Origin of the sequence: Venatorbacter sp. C2-1 (assembly GCF_022832715.1) — a bacterium.
GTDB classification, from domain to species: domain Bacteria; phylum Pseudomonadota; class Gammaproteobacteria; order Pseudomonadales; family Oceanobacteraceae; genus Venatoribacter; species Venatoribacter alkanivorans.
Map to the genome: position 1 here is coordinate 2,254,024 of NZ_CP094879.1, position 21,685 is coordinate 2,275,708.

Annotated in this window: 19 protein-coding genes; 9 read left to right on the top strand and 10 right to left on the bottom strand. The window is 54.7% G+C overall.

The window, feature by feature from the left end; all coding sequences use genetic code 11:
- Positions 1-35: 35 nt before the first annotated feature.
- From MT343_RS09975 to MT343_RS09985, 3 genes are read right to left on the bottom strand one after another with little or no spacing between them, the layout of a single operon-like run.
- Positions 36-1,061 (bottom strand): NAD(P)H-dependent glycerol-3-phosphate dehydrogenase, encoded by a 1,026-nt coding sequence (locus MT343_RS09975; protein ID WP_145468570.1) that lies wholly within the window; start codon positions 1,059-1,061, stop codon positions 36-38.
- Between the two features lie 36 nt (positions 1,062-1,097).
- On the bottom strand, positions 1,098-1,592 hold the full coding sequence (locus MT343_RS09980; RefSeq protein WP_145468568.1) for an STAS domain-containing protein: 495 nt from the start codon (positions 1,590-1,592) through the stop codon (positions 1,098-1,100).
- Positions 1,589-2,761, bottom strand: a complete 1,173-nt coding sequence (locus MT343_RS09985) for a fused response regulator/phosphatase (protein WP_145468566.1) — start codon at positions 2,759-2,761, stop codon at positions 1,589-1,591. The genes MT343_RS09980 and MT343_RS09985 overlap by 4 nt, the downstream gene beginning before the upstream one ends.
- Before the next feature lie 270 nt (positions 2,762-3,031).
- Here MT343_RS09985 and MT343_RS09990 point away from each other — a divergent pair, with 270 nt between their 5' ends.
- Entirely contained in the window at positions 3,032-3,334 is a 303-nt protein-coding gene (locus tag MT343_RS09990) for a PilZ domain-containing protein (protein WP_186435864.1), read from the top strand.
- A gap of 69 nt (positions 3,335-3,403) precedes the next feature.
- On the opposite strand, the gene nfuA is transcribed toward MT343_RS09990, so the two are convergent.
- Complete coding sequence (gene nfuA / locus MT343_RS09995) at positions 3,404-3,994, bottom strand: Fe-S biogenesis protein NfuA (protein ID WP_145468562.1); 591 nt, start codon at positions 3,992-3,994, stop codon at positions 3,404-3,406.
- Positions 3,995-4,137: 143 nt separating this feature from the next.
- Here nfuA and metH point away from each other — a divergent pair, with 143 nt between their 5' ends.
- From metH to MT343_RS10025, 6 genes are all read left to right on the top strand, one after another.
- Positions 4,138-7,848, top strand: a complete 3,711-nt coding sequence (gene metH, locus MT343_RS10000) for a methionine synthase (protein ID WP_145468559.1) — start codon at positions 4,138-4,140, stop codon at positions 7,846-7,848.
- 3 nt (positions 7,849-7,851) lie between these two features.
- Positions 7,852-9,210, top strand: a complete 1,359-nt coding sequence (locus MT343_RS10005; protein WP_243989378.1) for an MATE family efflux transporter — start codon at positions 7,852-7,854, stop codon at positions 9,208-9,210.
- A 38-nt stretch (positions 9,211-9,248) separates the two neighbouring features.
- The gene (locus MT343_RS10010; protein ID WP_145468558.1) at positions 9,249-10,040 is read left to right on the top strand and encodes a glycerophosphodiester phosphodiesterase family protein; all 792 of its coding nucleotides are present in this window, start codon (positions 9,249-9,251) and stop codon (positions 10,038-10,040) included.
- A gap of 168 nt (positions 10,041-10,208) precedes the next feature.
- A complete protein-coding gene (locus MT343_RS10015; protein WP_145468556.1) occupies positions 10,209-11,870 on the top strand; it encodes a nitrite/sulfite reductase in 1,662 nt (553 codons plus the stop codon).
- Positions 11,854-12,342 carry a DUF934 domain-containing protein gene (locus tag MT343_RS10020; RefSeq protein ID WP_145468554.1) on the top strand — a complete coding sequence of 163 codons (489 nt, stop codon included), beginning with the start codon at positions 11,854-11,856 and terminating at the stop codon, positions 12,340-12,342. Before MT343_RS10015 ends, MT343_RS10020 begins: the two co-directional genes overlap by 17 nt.
- Before the next feature lie 106 nt (positions 12,343-12,448).
- Positions 12,449-13,609, top strand: coding sequence for a cation:proton antiporter domain-containing protein (locus MT343_RS10025; RefSeq protein ID WP_145468552.1), 1,161 nt, complete (start codon positions 12,449-12,451; stop codon positions 13,607-13,609).
- A 10-nt stretch (positions 13,610-13,619) separates the two neighbouring features.
- On the opposite strand, the gene MT343_RS10030 is transcribed toward MT343_RS10025, so the two are convergent.
- The 4 genes from MT343_RS10030 to sohB form a co-directional block, all read right to left on the bottom strand.
- Entirely contained in the window at positions 13,620-14,000 is a 381-nt protein-coding gene (locus MT343_RS10030) for a VOC family protein (protein ID WP_145468550.1), read from the bottom strand.
- A 73-nt stretch (positions 14,001-14,073) separates the two neighbouring features.
- The gene (locus MT343_RS10035) at positions 14,074-14,787 is read right to left on the bottom strand and encodes a helix-turn-helix transcriptional regulator (protein ID WP_145468548.1); all 714 of its coding nucleotides are present in this window, start codon (positions 14,785-14,787) and stop codon (positions 14,074-14,076) included.
- A 124-nt stretch (positions 14,788-14,911) separates the two neighbouring features.
- Positions 14,912-15,904, bottom strand: coding sequence for a YhdH/YhfP family quinone oxidoreductase (locus MT343_RS10040; protein WP_145468546.1), 993 nt, complete (start codon positions 15,902-15,904; stop codon positions 14,912-14,914).
- A 25-nt stretch (positions 15,905-15,929) separates the two neighbouring features.
- On the bottom strand, positions 15,930-16,991 hold the full coding sequence (gene sohB, locus MT343_RS10045; RefSeq protein ID WP_145468544.1) for a protease SohB: 1,062 nt from the start codon (positions 16,989-16,991) through the stop codon (positions 15,930-15,932).
- A 234-nt stretch (positions 16,992-17,225) separates the two neighbouring features.
- Between sohB and MT343_RS10050 the strand changes: the two genes are divergently transcribed.
- Positions 17,226-17,540 (top strand): SCP2 sterol-binding domain-containing protein, encoded by a 315-nt coding sequence (locus MT343_RS10050; RefSeq protein ID WP_145468542.1) that lies wholly within the window; start codon positions 17,226-17,228, stop codon positions 17,538-17,540.
- A 64-nt stretch (positions 17,541-17,604) separates the two neighbouring features.
- Here the strand turns inward: MT343_RS10050 and MT343_RS10055 are convergent, their stop codons facing one another.
- Together MT343_RS10055 and MT343_RS10060 are read right to left on the bottom strand one after the other, a co-directional pair.
- Positions 17,605-18,246: a cation/multidrug efflux pump gene (locus MT343_RS10055; protein WP_145468540.1), complete on the bottom strand. Its 642-nt coding sequence runs from the start codon at positions 18,244-18,246 to the stop codon at positions 17,605-17,607.
- A gap of 1 nt (position 18,247) precedes the next feature.
- Entirely contained in the window at positions 18,248-19,891 is a 1,644-nt protein-coding gene (locus MT343_RS10060) for a hypothetical protein (RefSeq protein ID WP_145468538.1), read from the bottom strand.
- A gap of 259 nt (positions 19,892-20,150) precedes the next feature.
- Between MT343_RS10060 and nhaB the strand changes: the two genes are divergently transcribed.
- Complete coding sequence (gene nhaB, locus MT343_RS10065) at positions 20,151-21,662, top strand: sodium/proton antiporter NhaB (protein ID WP_145468536.1); 1,512 nt, start codon at positions 20,151-20,153, stop codon at positions 21,660-21,662.
- Positions 21,663-21,685 lie beyond the last annotated feature (23 nt).

Sequence of the window (21,685 nt, forward strand, 5' to 3'; positions counted from 1 at the left end):
AAAATTGCGCAACCATACTGACAACCCTGTCCGCGTTATATTTCACAGCGGGGTAAGGCAAACTCCACATCAGAAGCATGCTCGCCGGTCATCAGACCCTGCGCAACCACCCGGGGATCGGCCGCATTGAACAATACCTCATAAGCGCCCATCACCAGGGGCATATAAATACTCAATTCCTGTGCTTTTGCCCTGACATAACGCAAGGTATTAACACCTTCAGCCACTTCGCCCAGTTCGTCCACGGCCTCAGCCAGACTTTTACCCTGACCAATGGCGTAGCCAACCCGGTAATTGCGGCTCAGCGGTGATGTACAGGTCACCACCAGATCACCCACACCTGCCAGGCCGAGGAATGTCAGCGGGTTGGCCCCCAGCGCTACGGCAAAGCGGCTCATCTCGGCCAGCGAACGGGTAATAATCATACTGCGGGTGTTTTCACCCATGCCAAGGGCGGCGACGAAACCGGACACAATGGCGTAGATATTCTTCAGCGCCCCGCTCAGCTCAACCCCATACAGGTCGTTGGATGCGTACACACGGAAGTAAGGACAGCTCAGCGCTTCCTGAATATTGCGTCGTAAGTCACTGTTTTCACTGGCAATAACAGTTGCCGCCAACTCGCGCTTAGCAATCTCTTTGGCCAGATTGGGGCCACTGAGGACACCGACCGGATTGTCCGGGCAAATCTCCGCCAGTACCTGGCTCATCAACAGGAAACCGTCCGGTTCAATACCTTTGGTGGTGCTGACCAGTGCCTGATCCGGTGTCAGTTCAGCTGCAAATGATGACACTACTTCACGTACCGATTTGCTCGGCACAGAAACAAAAATCACCCCTGCTCCGCGAATCGCCTCAAGCAGATCAGTGGTCGCCGTCAGTGACGGATTCAGACTGACATCCGGCAGGTACTGTGGATTGGTGTGCTGTTCATTGATGCTGCGGGCAACGTCATCGTTGCGCATCCACTGCACGGTGTGTATTTGATTGTCGGCAAGAATATTGGCCACTACTGTGCCAAAGCTGCCACCGCCGATTACGGCCGCCTTCTGGATGACCACTTAGCCCCCTTGGGTTCGCAGGATGAATTTCAGCTGTTAAGAGTGGAAACGGTCAGATTCAAGCGAATCAACCAACTCCCGGAATGCATCTTTATTTTTATCATTGAGGCTCATCAGAACCCGATGAGCAGAAATAACCTGTTCGCGTGCCTTATCTTCATCGACAGCATCCGCTGCCCATTCGCGAAAATCGGCCTCATCCGAGAACGGTTCATTAATAATATGGAAAACCTGGTCAAAGCCCATGCTGAGCAGAATCCGGGTAATGCCCGGATTAGGACTGGAGATCGTTGGAGTAATGCCAAAACGTTCGCGGCAGATGATGGATATTTTGGCAATCTGACCCAGTGTTGTACTGTCGACACCTTCCGCCAGTGACAGATCAACGATGACGTTATCAAAATCCGGATGGTTCAGGATGTCATCAAGGTAGTGCTCCAGTGCAGAGCACAGGTTAAGACGAACATCACCGATCAGTCGGATCACATGAATGCCTTTGCAAAAGGCTACCTGCACTTTACCTGATGTCATAACACACCCCGGCCAATAGCAACCATCGCGATGTCATCCGGAACCTCAGGGAGGTCGTCAATACCCAGCTGCCCACAGATCTGCTCAAGGTTACCGCGACTTTTTGCCGCCACCTTTAATAATAAGGCTTCTTTATCATTCAAGGTCGGTTCCGCCATGATTTCCAGTATTCCATCCGAAAACAACAACAGACTGAAGGGTTCCGGCAGTTGCAGCTGATAATTCTGATATTCAGCTTCACGGAACATGCCCACCGGCATACCACGCCCGGTCAGATATTCAGCCGAATCACCATGCAGCAGCACCGGCATTGGAAAATGGCCGCCAACGCTGTATTCCAGCATCAGGGTTGCGGTATCAATCACGCCGTAAAACATAGTCAGGTGTTTTTCCAGCTCAGAGGCCAGCAGTTCTGAATTGATACGGGCCAATACCTGCGACGGATGCAGCAGGTCATCACTGGAGCCTCGCTGCAGGTTGCGGCGCAGGCGGTAAGTCAGGTTTTTCAGCAACACCGTCACGAATGCAGAAGATGCACCATGGCCGGACACATCAGCGATGTAAAACACCAGACGTTTATCGTCCAGTTCGAAATAGTCGAGGAAGTCGCCGCTGAGCATCAGTGAAGGGATGATTTTATGGTCGCAGCGGATGCCGTCGAGTAATACCGGCTCGGGCAGCATGCGCAACTGCGCCTGACGGCCGGCAAGCTGATCATTACGCAGCTCATCAAGGCCACGTTTAAGCTCGGTATTGGTTTTTTCAAGATGCTCGCGGTAGGCATTATTATCTGCCTCAAGCTGTGCACGTTGCAGGGACTTTTTCAGCGAGTGATGCAGCACTTCCATATCCAGGATGGGCTTCACCAGATAGTCGTCAGCTCCCAAGCGCAAAGCCTTCACCACATCATCCATCACCCCGGCGCCAGAGACGACAATCACCGGCAACAAAGGCTGTTGCTGCTTCAGCTTTTCAAGCAGCTCAATGCCGTTCAGACCTGGCATCTTGAGGTCACAGACAACAGCATCCACGCTGCGCTCGGCCAGCAGCTGTAAAGCCTCGCGGCCACAGGCGGCAGACAGCACCTGATAATCATAGTCATCCAGAAAGGCAACCATGCTATCGCGGACAGTCGAATCATCGTCAATGACCAGCACACTCGCGGCCATCAGTAACTCCCGGCATACGCTCAATTGGGGCGAACACTAACGTCATCTGCCCCCCCTTGCAATCCCTAAAATTAAGCCGCCCGGCAAAAACCTCTCCGCACAGTCAGGTTCCTGATTTAAGCACTGAATAATGGTTCTTAAAGCAGACTTTTAGCGGGATTAAATTATTAGCTGAAGGCGCTTATGGCACGGGGAATGCTGAATTTTTCTCAATGTACAAAAATTAGTCACCACGATAGCATCGGAAAGACTCTAATAAGGAGAAAAACCATGTCCAGTCTGGCGAGAAACTACCAAGAAAAACGGAATTTTATCCGCATGCAGGTATCCGCTCCGGCGACCCTGACGCTCAATGACGGCAACAGCTACGACCTGACCTGTCTGGACCTCAGCAGCAGTGGCGTACAGCTGCAGCACTTTGAGGCCATCCCCATGGGCATGAGTGGCCGCCTGACGGTATCCAGTGGCGGAGGCTATACCACCCCGCTGGAAGCTCAGGTAACGGTTTGCCGGATCGAAGAAGACGGCAGTGAAAACTACCGTATAGGCGCAACCATCGATTCTTTTCTCTGACGGTTCAATCAGGAACAAAAAAGCCAGCAATCTGCTGGCTTTTTTTGTTTCAGACAACGTGCTTATGCCTTATTTGAAATAAGCATTATCAGCCTGAGTATGATCCGTCACGTCACGTACCGCTTTTACTTCCGGGATCTTGGCAATCAGCGACGCTTCGACACCATCTTTCAGAGTCATATCCACCGCACTGCATCCCTGACAGCCGCCGCCAAATTTCAGCACAGCCACGCCATCTTCGGTCAGCTCAACCAGACTGACATCGCCACCATGTGCTGCCAGGCCAGGATTGATTTCGGTATACAGCAAATAGTTGATGCGCTCTTCCACCGGACTGTCGGCGGTAACCTTTGGCATTTTGGCATTCGGCGCCTTGATGGTCAGCTGACCACCCATGCGGTCCTTGGCAAAATCGATGATGGATTCTTCCAGATAAGGAATGCTCATTGCCTCAACAAACACCCGCAGCTTGTCCATTGCCTGCAACTGGTCTGAGGCATGAACTTCTTCCGGACGGCAGTAGGCCAGGCAGGTTTCAGCGTATTTGGTGCCGGGCTGAGTAATAAAAACACGAACAGCCATCCCCTCGACATTCTGCTTTTCCAGCAACTGTGCCAGATAGTCTTCCGCATCCGGGGTGATGGTTACATAGGTTGTCATAGTCTTTACCTCTATCAAGTGTCGCCATTGTAACGAATGGCGCTGCGCGGCGAAATACCCCAGCAAAATGGTTGGATAAGACAAGTGTTTCCACCTCTGGTACAATCCGGCGCCATTTTTCCGGTTTAAGACATCAGAGATTTATGAGTCAGACTACCTCTTCCCTTACGGCCATTCGCCAACAGCGTATCGCCCGCCTGAAAGACAACCTGAAGCAGCGTATCCATATTCTGGACGGCGGCATGGGCACACTGATTCAGTCGCATATGCTGGAAGAAAAAGATTACCGTGGCAGCCGTTTTGCCGACATCAGCCAGGATGTCAAAGGCAACAACGACCTGCTGGTACTGACTCAGCCGGACATCATTGCCGGTATTCACAAACAGTATTATCTGGCCGGCGCCGACATCGTTGAAACCAACACCTTCAACTCTACCCGCGTCTCCCAGGCCGATTATCAGATGGAAGATCTGGTACCGGAGCTGAACCGCGAAGCGGCTGCTCTCGCCCGCCGCGTGGCCGACGAAGTCGAGCGTGACACCGGTATTCCGCGCTACGTTGCCGGCGTGCTTGGGCCGACCAGTAAAACGGCGTCGATTTCCCCGGATGTAAACGACCCCGGTTACCGTGCCATCAGTTTTGATCAGCTGGTGGATGAATATGTGGAAGCGACCCACGGCCTGATGGACGGCGGCGCTGATATTATTCTGATCGAAACCATCTTCGATACCCTGAACGCCAAGGCCGCGATTTACGCCGCGCAGGAAGTCTTCGAACAGCGCGGCGAAGAGCTGCCGATTATGATTTCCGGCACCATTACCGACGCTTCCGGCCGCACCCTGTCGGGCCAGACCGCTGAAGCCTTCTGGAACTCGGTTGCCCACGCCCGTCCGCTGTCGGTCGGCCTGAACTGCGCACTGGGCGCCGAAGAACTGCGTCCACACGTTGAAGAACTGTCGAAAAAAGTCAGCACCTTTGTCTCGGCCCACCCGAATGCCGGCCTGCCGAACGAGTTTGGTGAATACGACCAATCCGCCGCCGAAATGGCCGTGATCGTCGAAGAATTTGCCGCCTCCGGCTTCCTGAACATTGTCGGCGGCTGCTGCGGCACAACCCCAGCGCACATCAAAGCCGTTGCCGAAGCGGTGGCCAAACATGCCCCTCGCGCCCTGCCGGACATCAAACCCGCCTGTCGCCTGGCCGGTCTGGAGCCATTCAACTTTGACGAAGACAGCCTGTTTGTAAACGTCGGCGAGCGCGCCAACGTCACCGGCTCAGCCAAGTTCAAGCGCCTGATTATCGAAGAAAACTATGACGAAGCGCTGGAGATCGCCCGCCAGCAGGTCGAGAATGGCGCCCAGATCATCGACATCAACATGGACGAAGGGATGCTCGACTCCCAGGCAGCCATGGTGCGCTACCTCAACCTGATCGCCTCCGAGCCGGATATTGCCCGCGTACCGATCATGGTCGACTCCTCCAAGTGGGAAATCATCGAAGCCGGCCTGAAGTGCATTCAGGGCAAGGCGGTGGTGAACTCCATCAGCCTGAAAGAAGGCGAAGAAGAATTTATCGCCAAAGCCAAGCGCTGCCTGCGCTATGGCGCCGCCGTGGTGGTGATGGCCTTTGACGAAGACGGCCAGGCCGATACCGAAGCGCGTAAGAATGAAATCTGCGAGCGCTCTTACCGCGTACTGGTCGATAAAGTCGGCTTCCCGCCGGAAGACATCATCTTCGACCCGAACATCTTTGCCGTTGCCACCGGCATCGAAGAACACAACAACTACGCCGTTGATTTCATCAACAGTTGTAAGTACATCACCGAGAACCTGCCCCACGCCAAGATTTCCGGCGGCGTCTCCAACGTATCGTTCTCTTTCCGCGGTAACGAGCCGGTACGTGAAGCCATTCACTCCGTGTTCCTCTATCACGCCATTCAGAACGGTATGAGCATGGGTATCGTCAACGCCGGTCAGCTGGCGGTATACGACGACCTGCCGGCGGAACTGAAAGAGCGCGTTGAAGATGTGATCCTCAACCGCCGCGCCGACGGTACCGACCGCATGCTGGAAATCGCTGAGAAATACCGCGGCGACGGCAGCGTGCAGGAAAAAGAAACCGAAGAGTGGCGCACCCTGCCGGTCCGTGAGCGCCTGACCCACGCCCTGGTAAAAGGCATCAACGCTTACGTTGAAGAAGACACAGAAGAAGCCCGCAAAGGCTTCGCGCGTCCGATCGAAGTGATCGAAGGTCCGCTGATGGACGGCATGAACGTGGTCGGCGACCTGTTCGGCTCGGGCAAAATGTTCCTGCCGCAGGTGGTAAAAAGCGCCCGCGTTATGAAGCAGGCTGTAGCCTATCTGCTGCCCTTTATCGAAGCCGAGAAAAACGGCAAGTCGGAAACCCAGGGCAAGATCCTGATGGCCACCGTCAAAGGCGACGTGCACGACATCGGTAAGAACATCGTTGGCGTGGTACTGCAGTGTAATAACTTCGAGGTGATCGACCTCGGCGTGATGGTGCCTGCGGAGAAGATTCTGAAGGTTGCCAAAGAAGAGAACGTCGACATCATCGGTTTATCGGGTCTGATTACCCCGTCGCTGGATGAAATGGTGCATGTGGCGCGCGAGATGCAGCGTCTCGACTTCCATCTGCCACTGATGATCGGTGGCGCAACCACGTCCAAGGCGCACACCGCGGTAAAAATTGAGCCGCAGTACAAAAACGACATCGCAGTTTATGTCGCCGATGCGTCCCGCGCCGTTGGCGTAGCACAGAAGCTGGTGACTCCGGCCGCCAAAGCCGAGTTTATTGCCGAGCGCCGCGACGAATACGAAGCCGTGCGTATCCGCAATGCCAACCGTAAAGCCAAGGCCCTGCTGACCTACGAACAGGCCTGCGCCAACGCTTATCAGGGCGACTGGGATAACTACCAGCCACCCAAGCCTAACAAGCTGGGCATCACCGTTTACGAAGACTTCGATATTGCCGATCTGGCCAAATACATCGACTGGACACCGTTCTTTATGTCCTGGGAACTGGCCGGCAAATACCCGCGCATTCTGGAAGATGAAGTGGTCGGCGAAGCCGCCACGGCCCTGTTCAAAGATGCTCAGGCAATGCTGGCGCGCATCATCGATGAAAAACTCTTCAATGCCCGTGGTGTGGTTGGCCTGTGGCCTGCGCAGCGCCGCGGTGCGGACGATATTGCGGTATTTAATGAAGACCGCAGCGCTGAGCTGGCGGTTCTGCATCAGCTGCGTCAGCAGACCGATAAGCCCAACGACCAGCCTAACTACTCGCTGGCTGACTTTGTGGCGCCGGAAGGCAGTGTCGACGACTACATGGGCGCTTTCGTGGTCACCGCCGGTATCGAAGCCGAAAAACTGGCCAACGATTACGACGCAGCACACGATGATTACAACAGCATCCTGATCAAGGCACTGGCCGACCGTCTGGCCGAAGCCTTTGCCGAGCGCCTGCATGAAATTGTGCGTAAGGAGTTGTGGGGCTACGCCAGTGATGAACAGCTGAGCAATGAAGAGCTGATCAAAGAAAACTACAAAGGTACCCGTCCGGCACCGGGTTACCCGGCCTGCCCGGATCATACTGAAAAAGCCACCCTGTTCCGCCTGCTCAATGCCGAAGCCAATACCGGCGTCAGCCTGACCGAAAACTTCGCCATGACCCCGGCAGCCTCCGTCAGCGGCTGGTATTTCTCCCATCCGGATGCCAAATACTTCGGTCTGGGCAAGATCGATAAAGATCAGGTAACGGATATTGCCGCCCGTAAAGGAATGGATCTGGAGCAGATGGAGCGCTGGCTGGCCCCCAACCTCAGCTACGACCGCTGAGTTGTGAACTGGCTGCAGCCGTTAAGCAGCCTGCTGCGGATTGAACCGCAGCGGCTGCTGCGCATCCTCACCATCGGCGTGCCGATTATCGGCGGCATGCTGTCACAGAGCCTGATCAATCTGGTCGATGCGGCCATGGTCGGGCGCCTCGGCGATGCCGCTCTCGCCGGTGTTGGTGTTGGCGGTTATGCCACCTTTATTACCGTGTCGATGGTGATGGGTTTATCTGCCGGTGTGCAGGCTCTGGTCGCCAGACGCTTCGGCGCTGGCGAACATGAGCGCCTGTTCGAACCCTTAATCGCTGGTCTTATCCTCGCCCTCGCCATCAGTCTGCCGCTTACGCTGCTGTTTATTCTGATCGCGCCCTACCTGATTCCGCTCTTTAACTCCGATCAGCAAGTCCTTGATATTGCAGTGCCTTATTTTGAATGGCGCACTCTGGCTACCGTTGCCGTTGGCATGAACTTTGTCTTCCGTGGTTTCTGGAACGGCATAGGAGAAGGCAAAACCTATCTGCAGACACTGCTGGTGATGCATCTGGTGAACGTCGGCGTCAGCTATCTGCTGATTTTTGGTATTGGCAGCTGGCAGGGACTGGGCGCCGTCGGTTCCGGCATCGGTACCACCATCGCCCTGTTCTTTGGTTGTGCGCTGTATTTCTGGCAGACCTTTACCCGTCACCGTCAGCGCTTCCATGGCCATAACCGCACCCGGCGCGGCACCATTCTGAGCGTGATGCGCCTTGCCCTGCCCAATTCGACCCAGCAAACACTGTTCGCCCTTGGTGTCAGTGTGCTGTTCTGGATCATCGGCCAGGTCGGCACCCAGGAGCAGGCCATCGGCCATATTCTGATCAGCCTCGCGCTGCTGCTGATTCTGCCAGCCGTGGGGCTCGGCATTGCTTCCACCAGTCTGGTAGGTCATGCGCTGGGACGTGGTGACCGCGATGACGCTTACCGCTGGGGCTGGGAGGTGGTACGGGTGGCCATGCTGATGATGGCCCTGCTCGGTCTGCCGTTGTGGCTATTCCCTGAGCTGGTGCTGCGCCTGTTTACTCCGGAGCAGCACCTGATTGAGCTGGGACTCTGGCCGCTGCGCATTACCGGCATCAATATCGTATTTGAAGTCACCGCCATGGTGCTGACCCAGGCACTGCTGGGCGCTGGCGCCAGCCGTCAGGTGATGCACATTAACCTGCTGATGCAATGGGGCATACTGCTGCCACTGGCCTTCCTGGCAGGACCTGTCGCGGGCTTCGGTCTGTTGGGAATCTGGTTGCTTCAGGGCGGCCAACGTATTACGTTGTCGCTGATTTATGGCCTGATCTGGCGCTCCCGCCGCTGGGCTCATATTTCTATTTAACGATCATCAATTCCGGATCAATCACACCGAGTCCAGCCATGCCTACCATGATTCCTTTTTCCAGCCCTGACGCCTACGAAGAGATAAGCCCGGTCATTGCCCATCGCGGTGCCAGCGGCCATGCGCCGGAAAATACCCGTGCAGCCATTGAGCTGGCGGCGCGCCAGGGAGCACGCTGGGCCGAGGTTGATGTCACCATTTCTGCCGACGGCATTGCCGTTATTCACCACGACGCCGATCTTAAGCGCTGCTCGGACGGTGACGGACTGGTGATTCAGAAGCGTCTGGCCGAGCTGAAGCAGCTCGATGTCGGTAGCTGGTTTGCTGAGCAGTATCGTGGCGAACAGATCCTGACTTTGTCGGAATTGCTGGTGCTGGCCAATCATCTGGAGCTGGGACTGAATCTTGAGATCAAACCGACCATCGGGCGCGAGCCGGAAACCGTCTGGGCCATTCATAAAGCCTTACAGCAGGTTCACTTTGAGCAGCCACTGTTGCTCAGCAGCTTCAGTATCCACGCATTGCAATCTGCGCGCCGGCATATGCCCCACATCACCCGCGCGCTGAACGTCGAAGCCATTCCGGCCGACTGGCAGCATCGCCTGGAAGAAGCCGACTGCGCCGGACTGCATTTCGCCAAAGAATTTTTCGATGCCGCACAGGTGAGTGCCATCCGTGAGGCGGGCTACCATATGCTGGTGTTTACCGTGAATGATGCGGACACCGCCCAGGGCCTGCTGCAGGCCGGTGTCGACGGTGTCTTTACCGATCTGCCGCAGGCCCTGGAGCAGGCACTGGGCAATGCCCGCGGCGGCAGTGTCAGCCACTGATAGCGCGCTGAAAAATATGGCGCCGGGATGCCGCAGCCAGCTGATCGTTACTAGATCAAACGGTTATTTGTATATAGATAAATATTAATTTTAAGAATATACAAGCTCTGCTATCGTTCGCCGCCATAACGACTTTTCTAATAACCACAGGTTAGCAACCGGTTTTTTATGTACGTATACGATGAGTACGATCAGCAACTGCTGAATGAGCGCGTCGCCCAGTTTAAGGGGCAAATGGAGCGCTATCTCGCCGGCAAGATCGCCGATGACGAGTTCCTGCCACTGCGTCTGCAAAATGGCATTTACGTGCAGCGCTACGCGCCTATGCTGCGGGTTGCTGTGCCTTACGGTCAGATGAACTCGGCTCAGATGCGTGCCCTGGCGCGTGTCGCACGTGAATATGACAAAGGCTATGCCCACTTCTCGACCCGTCAGAACGTACAGTTCAACTGGCCGAAACTGGAGCAGTGCCCACAGATTCTGGCCGATCTGGCTGAAGTTCAGATGCACGCAGTGCAGACCAGTGGTAACTGTATCCGTAACACCACCACCGACGAATACGCCGGGGTCATTGCGGAAGAAACCGTTGATCCGCGTCCGTACTGCGAAATCATCCGTCAGTGGTCGACCTTCCACCCGGAATTCGCCTTCCTGCCGCGTAAATTCAAAATTGCCGTGAACGCGGTGCCCGGTGCTGACCGCGCTGCCATTCAGGTGCACGACATTGGCGTGAACATTATCCGCAATGCCGAAGGCCAGATCGGCTATCGCATTCTGGTCGGTGGTGGTCTCGGCCGTACGCCGATCGTGGGTGAAGAAATCCGCAGCTTCCTGCCAGAAGAAGACCTGCTGACCTATCTCGATGCTGTTATCCGTGTGTACAACCAGTTTGGTCGCCGTGATAACAAGTACAAAGCCCGTATCAAGATTCTGGTGAAAGCACTGGGTGTTGAGCGTATGGCTGAGCTGGTTGAAGCCGAGTGGGAACGCATTAAAAACGGTGACAGCAAACTGACTGCTGCCGAACTGGAACGCGTGAAAAAACACTTCACCGACCCGGCGTACAAAACACTGAGCGATGAACCCGCCGAGCTGACCTCAGCCCGCGCTGAAAATGCCGCCTTTGCCCGCTGGCTGCAGCGCAACGTGCGCGCCCACAAGCAGGCCGGTTACGCCATCGTGACCCTGACGCTGAAGCAGAAAGGCACACCTCCGGGTGATGTGACTGCAGAGCAGATGGATCAGATCGCCATGCTGGCCGACAAATACAGCTTTGGTGAAATCCGCTCTACGCACCAGCAGAATCTGGTACTGGCCGATGTCGAACAGAGCGAACTGTTTGCCCTGTGGCAGGAAGCGAAAGCACTGGGTCTGGCCACGCCGACTCTGGGTCTGCTGACCGATATGATCTGCTGCCCGGGCGGCGATTTCTGTGCTCTGGCCAACGCCAAGTCCATTCCGGTTGCCGAAGCCATTCAGCTGCGCTTCGATGATCTGGATTATCTGCACGATCTGGGTGAAATCGACCTGAACATTTCCGGTTGTATGAACGCCTGTGGTCACCACCACGTTGGTAATATCGGCGTACTGGGTGTCGATAAGAAAGGCGAAGAGTTCTATCAGATCTCTCTCGGCGGCAACGCCGGTGAAGATACGTCACTGGGCAAGATCCTTGGGCCATCTTTCGCCCGCGATCAGATGCCGGACATCATCGCCAAGATTCTCGACTTCTATGTCGCCAAGCGCAGCGAAGGTGAAACCTTCCTCGAAACCTACCGTCGTATCGGTCATGACCCATTCAAGGAGGCGATCTATGGCCCAGCTCATTAAACAAGGCCAGCTCGTCAGCAACGACGAATGGCACCTGATCGAAGACGATGCCATCATCGCTGACTACGGCATCATCAGCCTCAAGCGCTGGCAGGAAAACGCTGCTGCCCTGCTGCCGCTGGCCCAGGCCGGTAAAATCGGCCTGCTGCTGAACAGTGATGAAACCGCCGACCTGATTGGCGATGATTGCCGTCAGTTTGTACTGATTGCCGTGAACTTCCCGAAATTCAGCGACGGCCGTGGTTACAGCACCGCCCGCCTGCTGCGTGAACGTCATGGTTTTAAAGGCGAACTGCGTTCTGTCGGTGACGTACTGATCGACCAGCTGTTCTTTATGAACCGCTGTGGCTTCAACAGCTTTGCACTGCGTGACGATCAGGATCTGAACGACGCTCTGGCTGCGTTCGCGACCTTCACCGTCTGCTATCAGAACGACGTTAACGATCAGCGCCCGCTGTTCCGTCGCCGCTAGTTCTTTCCGGCCCCCGCGCAGTGCTGACAATGTCAGATTCTGCGCCGGGGGCATGGCACATCCCCGCCCCCTGCCTTACCCTTATGGCTGAACCCGGGGATTTTTCATGCCACAAGATATCGTTTTTTCGTTTTTTCTCGTCTTTGCCGGCGCTCTCGTACTGGCGACCTTCGCACTGTTTACCCGCCAACCATTACTGATTGCTTATATTGCCCTCGGCGCCATCGTTGGCCCTTTTGGCATGGGCTGGATTGAACACCCGGATGAACTGGCCGACATGGCCGATATCGGCATTATTTTCCTGCTGTTTCTGCTGGGTCTGGATATGCAGCCATCTGCTCTGCTGGCGATGTTGCGTAAAGCGATGCTGGTGGCGCTGGCCAGTTCGCTGGTGTTTTTTGCAGCGGGCTTTGGCCTGACTCAGGCCTTTGGGTTCAGCACCATGGACAGCATCATCATCGGTCTGGCGATGATGTTTTCCAGCACCATTATCGGCCTTAAACTGCTGCCCACCACGGTTCTGCACCATAAGCACATCGGCGAGCTGATGATCGGCCTGCTGCTGATTCAGGACATGCTGGCCATTCTGGTACTGATTCTGCTCGGCGTGCTCGAAGGCGGCAGCAGCATGCCGGTTTGGCAGCCCTTTGTCGCACTCCCTCTGCTTGCTGCCGCCTGCTACCTGCTGGTTAAAGGCGTTCTGCTGCCATTGATAGTGCGTTTCGACCGCTACCACGAATACCTGTTTATTCTGGCTATCGGCTGGTGCCTGGCTGTGGCAGAAGGTGCCAAACTGGTTGGCCTGACCCATGAAATTGGTGCTTTTATCGCTGGCGTTACCCTTGCCACCAGTCCGATAGCACAGTTTATTGCTATCAGCCTGAAGCCGTTGCGGGATTTCTTTCTGGTGATGTTTTTCTTTGCTTTGGGCGCGCGCTTCAATCTGCAGTTACTGGCCGATGTGGCCCTGCCGGCAAGTCTGCTGGCCCTGTTGGTACTGGTGTTGAAACCGGTGAGTTTCAGGCTGTTGCTGGGGCGTTTCAGCGAACGACACGAGCTGGCCTGGGACGTTGGCCTGCGCCTCGGCCAGATCAGTGAGTTTTCGCTGCTGATCGGCTTTGTCGCCGTGCAAAGTGCCCTGCTCAGTGAACAGGGCTCATTGCTGATTCAGGCAACGGCCATTCTGACCTTTGTCATTTCAAGCTACATCGTGGTGTTCAGTCTGCCCAATCCCATTGCTGTCAGCGATAAACTGCGCCGGGATTAGGGCCTGTTAATCAGTTCGCGCCTGACGGTGCATAGATGCGCAGACGGTGGCCATCCGGGTCCAGCACGGTAAAGGTATAACCAAATTCCATCATGACCGGCGCCTGTGCCACCGCAATCTGCCGCGCAGACCAATCGGCATACAGTGCATCCACCTGAGCAGCATCGGCCACCGGAATGGCGATCTCTCCGCCACCTGAAAGCTGTGTGCCGCTTACTTTCGGCTGTACGTCACTGCGCGACCAGACACCGAAACGAAATGCCGGGTTCAGGGCAAACAGAGCAAAATGTTCCGTGGCTTCAACCGGTACACAATCAAGCAGCCCGGTGTAAAAATCGGTGCTGCGACGGGCATCATTAACGTAAAGAATGACAAGGTTCGGGTTTAACATAAGGATATTCCTGTGCGGTGTTAAATAATCCGGGGCTCCTGCCCCGGTCCGTACAGAATATAAAAGCCTGCTGTCAGTTTTTGTCAGCAGTGTGAATTGCCTGTACAGGCACCCCGGTGACCCTGCGCCATTCCGCCAGCAACTGCTGACGCCGGCGCGGGTAGCGCTCTTCCAGTGGCGTCAGCGCCAGAACCCGGTCGGTACGGAAATGGCGAAAATCCCCGCGCATTTCACACCAGGCAACCAGCACCCGTACACGATCAAAATATCCCAGCGCAAAAGGCCAGATCAGCCGCTGCGACTGCTGGCCGTTCTGATCGCGATAATCGATATTCACTTTATGTCCGCTGCGGATAGCCTGACGCAGGGTGGCGACATCGACACTGTCTTCCATCCGCTCAGCCGCAGGCCCGACCAGCAATGCATTGGCGTCCAGAGCATCGCGTAAATCCTGTGGCAATACCGCTGCAATCCGGCTCAGTGCACTGCTAGCAGCAACCGCCATCTGTCTGTCGGTACGGCCCGCGACCCAGCGCATCCCCAGAACCAGCGCTTCCAGCTCTTCTTCACTGAACATCAGCGGCGGCAACATAAAACCGGGCCTGAGCATATAGCCAACTCCGGCTTCTCCCTCAATATTCGCCCCCTGCTGCTGCAGCGTGGCGATATCGCGATAAAGAGTACGCAATGAGATGCCCAGCCGCTCCGCCAGCTCTGCTCCGGACACAGGAAAGCGGTAGCTGCGCAGCAACTGGATAAGATCGAGCAAACGTTGAGAACGGCTCATACAATTTCCGGCCGGTAAAAACGCCATACTGCCAGAAAATGGCAGCAAGAAAAGCTAAAAACTGAACACTAAAACGCAGGCACAAAAAAGCCCCGCATGGCGGGGCTTGTCAGCTAACAGAAAATCAATCGCACTTCAGGTTCACCCGGTAACGACCAACGCCCTGGCCCGCCAGAATGGCTGCCAGTACCGCAGGTAATTCTGCACGACCAATCTCGGTGGTCATCTCTTCGAGCTGCGGCAGACGCCAGGCCGCAGCCACCTTATTCAGTACCGCCTGCTTATCAGCTAGCGGGATTTCAACCGAATCCACACCCAGCAGGCTGACGCCGCGCAAAATAAACGGAAACACACTGGCTTCGATTTTGACGCCGGCAATCATGCCACAGGTAGTCACCGCGCCTTCCGGCTGGATCTGCGGAATCAGTGCAGAGACCAGATCACCACCAACGGTATCAATGGCGGCCTGATACAAAGGCTTGGCCATTGCCTTGCCCTTCAGTGCCAACACCTCATCGCGACCGATAACCCGGCTTGCTCCCAAACCTTTGAGAAAAGCTTCCTGCTCGGGCTTACCTGACAGCGCCACAACCTCATACCCCTGAGCGGCGAGCAACGCCACCGCCACCGAACCCACACCACCGGTTGCACCGGTCACAACCACAGGACCAGCATCCGGGCGAATACCGGCACGCTCCAGCTTTTGCAGACTCAGGGCGGCAGTAAAACCTGCCGTCCCCCAGGCCATACTTTCCGCCATGCTCAGTGCCTGCGGTTTATGCAGCACCCAGCCGGCCGGCACACGAACGTGCTGGCCAAAACCACCGGCGGTATTCATACCCAGGTCGTAACCGAAGACCACAACTTCGTCACCGGTTTTAAACTGCGGATCGTTACTGGCCAGCACAGTGCCGGCAACATCAATGCCCGGCGTATGCGGGTAAGCACGGGTCACACCTTTATTGCCGCTGGCGGACAGTGCGTCTTTGTAATTGACCGAGGAGTAAGCCACGTCAATCAGCACATCCCCTGCGGGCAGATCGTCATCGTTCAGAGTCTGCCAGGCGGCCTTTATGCCCTGTTCGGTTTCTTCTACCCGGTATGCGAGAAAAGTCATAGTTACTCCTTATTTTTTATCAGTATCAGCCTTTGCTTTGCTGCTGTTTGTTCAGCAGGGTCAGCAGACGGGTAAAGGCGCCCTCTGCACCCTTCTGTACCGCCAGTCCCAGCTTTTCCTGCAGCGACTTTTTGTATTCATAGCGCACGCTGTAAACATCAGAATTAGCGCAGGCCGCCACAAGATAATCATCGCTGGTGCCGACATCATCAATCAGACGATGATCCAAGGCCTGCTGGCCATACCAGATATCTCCGGTAGCCACGGCCTCGATATCGATGCGTGGACGGCTGTGCTTCACATGCTGTTTGAACAGTTCATGGGTATCTTCCAGATCAGACTGGAACTTATCTTTGGCTTTTGCTGAGTTATGGCCAAACATGGTCACCGTACGCTTGTATTCACCGGCGGTGAACAGCTCGTAATCAACATCGTGCTTTTTCAGCAAACGGTTGAAGTTAGGCAACTGCGCTACCACACCAATAGAACCAACAATAGCAAAGGGCGCTGCAATGATACGGTTGGCCAGACAAGCCATCATATAGCCACCACTGGCAGCCACTTTATCGACACAGACCGTCAGCGGGATACCACGGTCACGGATACGCTTGAGCTGCGAAGCTCCAAGGCCGTAGGTATGCACCATGCCACCGCCACTTTCCAGACGAACAACGATCTCATCATCGCCGGTCGCCATGGTCAGTACCGCAGTAATCTCCTGGCGCAGCAGCTCAACCTGGCTGGCCTGAATATCACCATCAAAGTCGAGCACATACACGCGCTTGCGCTTTTCGGTATTTTCAATACTGTCTTTAATACGTTTCTTTTCCGCTTTTTCTTTGGCTTTTTCTTCTTTCTTCTTGTCTTTTTCCAGCGCTTTCAGCTCTTCTTTCGAATACAGCGCATACTCAAGATCTTCTTTGTGGTTATCGAGCTCATCATTGAGCTTCTTCACAACCAGCTCGCCGTCCTCTGAACGGCGGTTACGCATGCCGATAGAAACCACGCCCCCAACGACCACCAGAATGGCCACCACAACGGTGACCGCCTTCAACAGAAAAGCTCCGTACTCTGCCAGGAATTCCACGCTTTGTTCCTTAATGAATTTAAAATAGTCCGCAAGCATAACTGAATGGCAGGCGCGTACAAGTAAGCGCACTTTGTGCGTTTCAAACAATCGTATGATTTTTCGTTGACACCCGCATTGCCAGCCCATAGAGTTGTGCGGTCTGACGCAAGACAAAGTCCTGACAGGATGCTGATATGCGCATCACCCATCAGCAGATCTCCTGTCTTTTGTAGCAATAATAAGGAAACCGTTATGGCATCTGTTGCAGAAATCATCGAAACCATGAACAGCAAGTTCAACGCCGCGGCTGCTGCCGGTGTTGACCTGATCTTCCAATTCAACATCGAAGATGGCGAAACCTATCACCTGATCGTTAAAGATGGCACTTGTGCTGTTGCTGAAGGTGCAAACGATGACGCTAACGTTACTCTGATCATGAACACCGAAACCTTCGCAGGTATCGCTTCTGGTGAGACTGACGGCATGCAGGCTTTCATGTCTGGTCAACTGCGCGTTGAAGGCGACATGATGCTGGCAACCAAGCTGGGCGAATTCTTCCCTGCTTAATTGCTGACAGCATAAAAAAAGCGACCATCCGGTCGCTTTTTTTATGCCTGCGGTTCAGACACTGTTACCACTCACCCTGCAGAGCCTGCTCCGCCACGTCATTCAGTGGCCGCGCAATCAACCCCTTGGGGCTCAACTGCACAGAATAAACAGCGCCATTTACCAATGGCATATAAACCGCACTGCCAAACTGAGCATCCAGCCAGAGTTTGTGATGACGCAGGGAATCCCAGAGATCAAACCAGCGTGACTCAGCCAGACTGTAGACACTGCGCTCTGCTGTACGCTCCTGTTCCAGAGAGAGGTAGCGTCCGGATAAACGGTCAAGGCGATACAAAGGTGTCGCGCCCAGCGCAGCAAAAGGCCCATTCCAGACCAGCAAGCGAACATCCAGCTGCCACTGATCACCCAGAATTTTAAACCGGCGTTCATGGTTATCAGTATCGACCAGAGTCAGATCGAACACCTGATCATCCAGCTGATAAACACTGACACTGACCAGCGGCTCTTCTTTGAGCAGCTGCTTGTAACTCCAGATATCAACCAGCATAAACACGGCGACAATGCTGCTGACCAGCAGGACCAGACCAACAGTCCCCTTAAGCCACTGAATGAACCAATCACGCCCCCACCACAGCACAACAATGACCGCCAGCGCGACCAAAAGAAAGACGAGCGTAAAGCCCGTCAGGCTTCCCTGCAGCATGTTATTTCCTCAGATGCGCAATACTTTCTCTGGCCAGCTGCAACGCTTCTTCCGCTCCGGCAGACTGCCCATTAAGGGAGTCAAGGAAGTATTCAATGGCGGTAATTGCGTCAGCAAAAGCCTCCATTTTGGCTTCTGACGGCGGCAGATCTTCTTCCAGAACCTGTTTGGTTACAAAGGTATCCAGATCAAGCAGCATGTTGTATACCGGCTCTTTTTCCAGAAACATCATGGCGCCGGCCACATCAATCAGGCTCTTCCCAACATTACGTACGTGTAACTTGTCACCACTGGAATCCAGATAAGCACCGATAGCACGCTTGATCATGGTCAGAGCGGTCATAGATTCCGACAATACGGCAATCTTGGCCTCACTGAGGCTGACCGGGTCAACCAGAGAGTCCTTTTCCAGCCCTTTATGCGTCAGAGCCCGCATTGCCTGTTCGATATGAATGATTTCATCGGCAATAAAGGCCATATCAGCCAGCACACCTTTCGGACCCGCGGCACGCAAACGCTGACACAGATGACCTGTACGCTCCGCCGCTTCAGCCAGGTTGGCTATCTGCAGGGTGTCACCAATACGCGCCAGCGATGAAACTAACTCGTCAAAGTTAGCTTCACTAACGTCCGTACGTTCAAACAGATCGGCCAGATCTTTTACCGATTGCAGTTCTTCCTGCAAAGCATCCGACAATGACTCCAGCGCTGACTGATCAGGGCCGGATAATTTAGCCCGCGATACAGCCAGCTGCTTTTCTTTGATGCTGCGGTCAATATGGAATTCCTGCTGCAGCTGGCTCAGCAGATCCGTTTCCGGTTCAGCTAAAGCAACCAGATACAAAAATTCTTTCAGCAGCCAGTCAGGCAGTTTCTCGTTAAACGCCTTACCTTCAGTATCCTGAATTTTACGCACCTGACGATCAAGGGTGCCCAGCAGCAACAGGCGCTGCGGTGTCATCTCAAATGAATCCTGCGATAAAGCATCAAGCGCACCGCTGACAACATGCCAGAACAACCAGGCAGCTCCACCACGGCTGGCACGCTCAAAACGACGCACTGCCCGCAGCATTACCTGCAACGGCCCGCGACGCCCATTACCCCGCATCAGACCAATCAGCCCCAGCTGATATAGCTGACGCGCGCGGCGATAGGGAAAACTGGCAGCCCCGGCTTCTGCCGCCGGAACGGCCAGTTTGGGCCGCAGGTTAACCAGAAAGAAATAGGCTTCCGGCAGCGGCTTTTCGTGGCGCTCTTTGCGGACAAGATTAATCGTCGGCAGCAACAGACTCGGTGCCACCGGGTCGCCGCTGACCACAAAGTCCACATATCGCTTCAGAAAAACAATGGCCTGAGTAAAAGCAGCCAGTGTAGATTCGGCTACACTCTGGTTACGCACTACCCGTCCGGTTTCTGCCAGTTCTTCGCACAGACGCTCGCCTGCCCGGAAGTCCAGCATTTTGAAGGTACCCCGAACCTGCTGCACCTCTTCAAGAAAGGCACGCAGGTTATCGGCGTTTCCATGTTCCGAGTACACATCAAGCTGCGCAGCGGCCTGATCCAGTGCATTGGCAATTTCAGCCTTCACCAGATTCAGGGAGGCGGCAAATTGTGTGATTTCACTTCCTGTCGATATATCAGCCATTACTAGCGTCATTCATTGTTATGATCTGTGTGATTCTAACGACTATAAGAGCAAAGCGCGAAGCGTTTTCCGCAAAGCCTTGCCCTTCAACTATACTGAGTGCACAAAAACCCACTTGGCAATTCAGACAAACGGGGTCAGCTTTGGTTTCAACGGCTCAATATGTACGATTCCCTTCAAGGATGAGTTGCAAATAATTGAAAACCCATTAAATTGCCCACGCGCTTAGCCCTTCGGCCTGATCAAAAGGAATCCCACCATGCAGTCCTCCCTGTCAGCTGCTTTTGTCAGTAATTTTCTTGGCAACGCCCCGCTCTGGTACAAAAAAACGATCCTGGCCTTTCTGGCCCTGAACATCGTCTTTCTCTACACCCTGGGTTCTTACATCACGGGCTGGATTCTGATCGTAGAATTCATTTTCACCCTGGCGATGGCACTGAAATGTTACCCGTTGCAGCCCGGCGGCCTGCTGGCCATTGAGTCTATCCTGCTCGGAATGGCAAGCCCTGAGATCGTGTATGAGGAGACTCTGGCTAACTTCCCGGTCATTCTGCTGCTGATGTTTATGGTGGCGGGCATTTACTTTATGAAGGACCTGCTGCTGTTTGTATTCACCAAGATTCTGCTTGGTGTGCGCTCTAAAATGGCACTGTCCTTTCTGTTTTGTGCCGTTGCCGCGGTTTTATCGGCGTTCCTTGATGCTTTAACCGTAACGGCTGTTCTGATCAGTGTATCGGTGGGTTTTTACAGCGTTTATCACAAAGTTGCGAGCGGCAAGAACTTCAACAACGACCACGACCATGGCAACGATGATGAGCTGAAAGAACAGCATCGTGTCGACCTGGAAAGCTTCCGCGCGTTTCTGCGCAGCCTGATGATGCACGGCGCTGTCGGTACCGCACTCGGCGGTGTCTGCACGCTGGTAGGCGAACCGCAGAATCTGCTGATTGCCAAGGTTGCCGGCTGGGAGTTCGGTGAATTCTTCACCATGATGGCACCGGTCACAATGCCTGTATTGGTAGCTGGCCTGCTGACCTGTCTGTTACTGGAGAAAATGAGCTGGTTCGGTTACGGCGCCAAATTACCAGACGATGTACGCAGCATTCTGGAAAACTTCAATGAAGAACAGAAGCAGCATATGACTCAGAAGCGTGTAGCTCAGCTCTGGGTACAGGGACTGGTCGCTATATTCCTGGTGATTGGTCTGGCCATGCATCTGGCGGAAGTTGGTCTGATTGGTTTGCTGGTGATCGTATTACTGACTGCATTTAACGGTATTATCGAAGAGCATCAGCTGGGCAAGGCCTTTGAAGAAGCCCTGCCTTTCACCGCACTGCTGGTGGTGTTTTTCTCAATCGTCGGCGTTATCCATGCCCAGCATCTGTTCACGCCGATCATCACCTGGATTCTGAATACTGACAACGTATCGACCGCTGCTCAGCCGGGTGTGTTTTTCCTGGCCAACGGCGTACTGTCGATGATCAGTGATAATGTTTTCGTGGCAACCGTCTACATCTCGGAAGTAAAAGCTGCCCTGACGGCCGGTGATATCACCCGTGAGCACTTCGACCTGCTGGCCACCGCAATTAACACCGGTACCAACCTGCCAAGTGTCGCCACGCCTAACGGTCAGGCCGCATTCCTGTTCCTGCTGACCTCGGCCCTGGCTCCGCTGATCCGCCTGTCTTATGGTCGCATGGTGGTTATGGCTCTGCCCTACACCGTTGTGATGACCGGTGTTGGCTATATCGCGGTAACCCACTGGCTCTGAGATTTCAGAGCCGGAAAGCACAA

Excerpts from the sequence above, each read along its gene's own strand:
- MT343_RS09980 (WP_145468568.1), bottom strand. The coding sequence starts at position 1,592 with ATGACATCAGGTAAAGTGCAGGTAGCCTTTTGCAAAGGCATTCATGTG.
- MT343_RS09985 (WP_145468566.1), bottom strand. The coding sequence starts at position 2,761 with ATGGCCGCGAGTGTGCTGGTCATTGACGATGATTCGACTGTCCGCGAT.
- MT343_RS09990 (WP_186435864.1), top strand. The coding sequence starts at position 3,032 with ATGTCCAGTCTGGCGAGAAACTACCAAGAAAAACGGAATTTTATCCGC.
- nfuA (WP_145468562.1), bottom strand. The coding sequence starts at position 3,994 with ATGACAACCTATGTAACCATCACCCCGGATGCGGAAGACTATCTGGCA.
- metH (WP_145468559.1), top strand. The coding sequence starts at position 4,138 with ATGAGTCAGACTACCTCTTCCCTTACGGCCATTCGCCAACAGCGTATC.
- MT343_RS10010 (WP_145468558.1), top strand. The coding sequence starts at position 9,249 with ATGCCTACCATGATTCCTTTTTCCAGCCCTGACGCCTACGAAGAGATA.
- MT343_RS10015 (WP_145468556.1), top strand. The coding sequence starts at position 10,209 with ATGTACGTATACGATGAGTACGATCAGCAACTGCTGAATGAGCGCGTC.
- MT343_RS10020 (WP_145468554.1), top strand. The coding sequence starts at position 11,854 with ATGGCCCAGCTCATTAAACAAGGCCAGCTCGTCAGCAACGACGAATGG.
- MT343_RS10025 (WP_145468552.1), top strand. The coding sequence starts at position 12,449 with ATGCCACAAGATATCGTTTTTTCGTTTTTTCTCGTCTTTGCCGGCGCT.
- MT343_RS10030 (WP_145468550.1), bottom strand. The coding sequence starts at position 14,000 with ATGTTAAACCCGAACCTTGTCATTCTTTACGTTAATGATGCCCGTCGC.
- MT343_RS10035 (WP_145468548.1), bottom strand. The coding sequence starts at position 14,787 with ATGAGCCGTTCTCAACGTTTGCTCGATCTTATCCAGTTGCTGCGCAGC.
- MT343_RS10040 (WP_145468546.1), bottom strand. The coding sequence starts at position 15,904 with ATGACTTTTCTCGCATACCGGGTAGAAGAAACCGAACAGGGCATAAAG.
- MT343_RS10050 (WP_145468542.1), top strand. The coding sequence starts at position 17,226 with ATGGCATCTGTTGCAGAAATCATCGAAACCATGAACAGCAAGTTCAAC.
- MT343_RS10055 (WP_145468540.1), bottom strand. The coding sequence starts at position 18,246 with ATGCTGCAGGGAAGCCTGACGGGCTTTACGCTCGTCTTTCTTTTGGTC.
- MT343_RS10060 (WP_145468538.1), bottom strand. The coding sequence starts at position 19,891 with ATGGCTGATATATCGACAGGAAGTGAAATCACACAATTTGCCGCCTCC.
- nhaB (WP_145468536.1), top strand. The coding sequence starts at position 20,151 with ATGCAGTCCTCCCTGTCAGCTGCTTTTGTCAGTAATTTTCTTGGCAAC.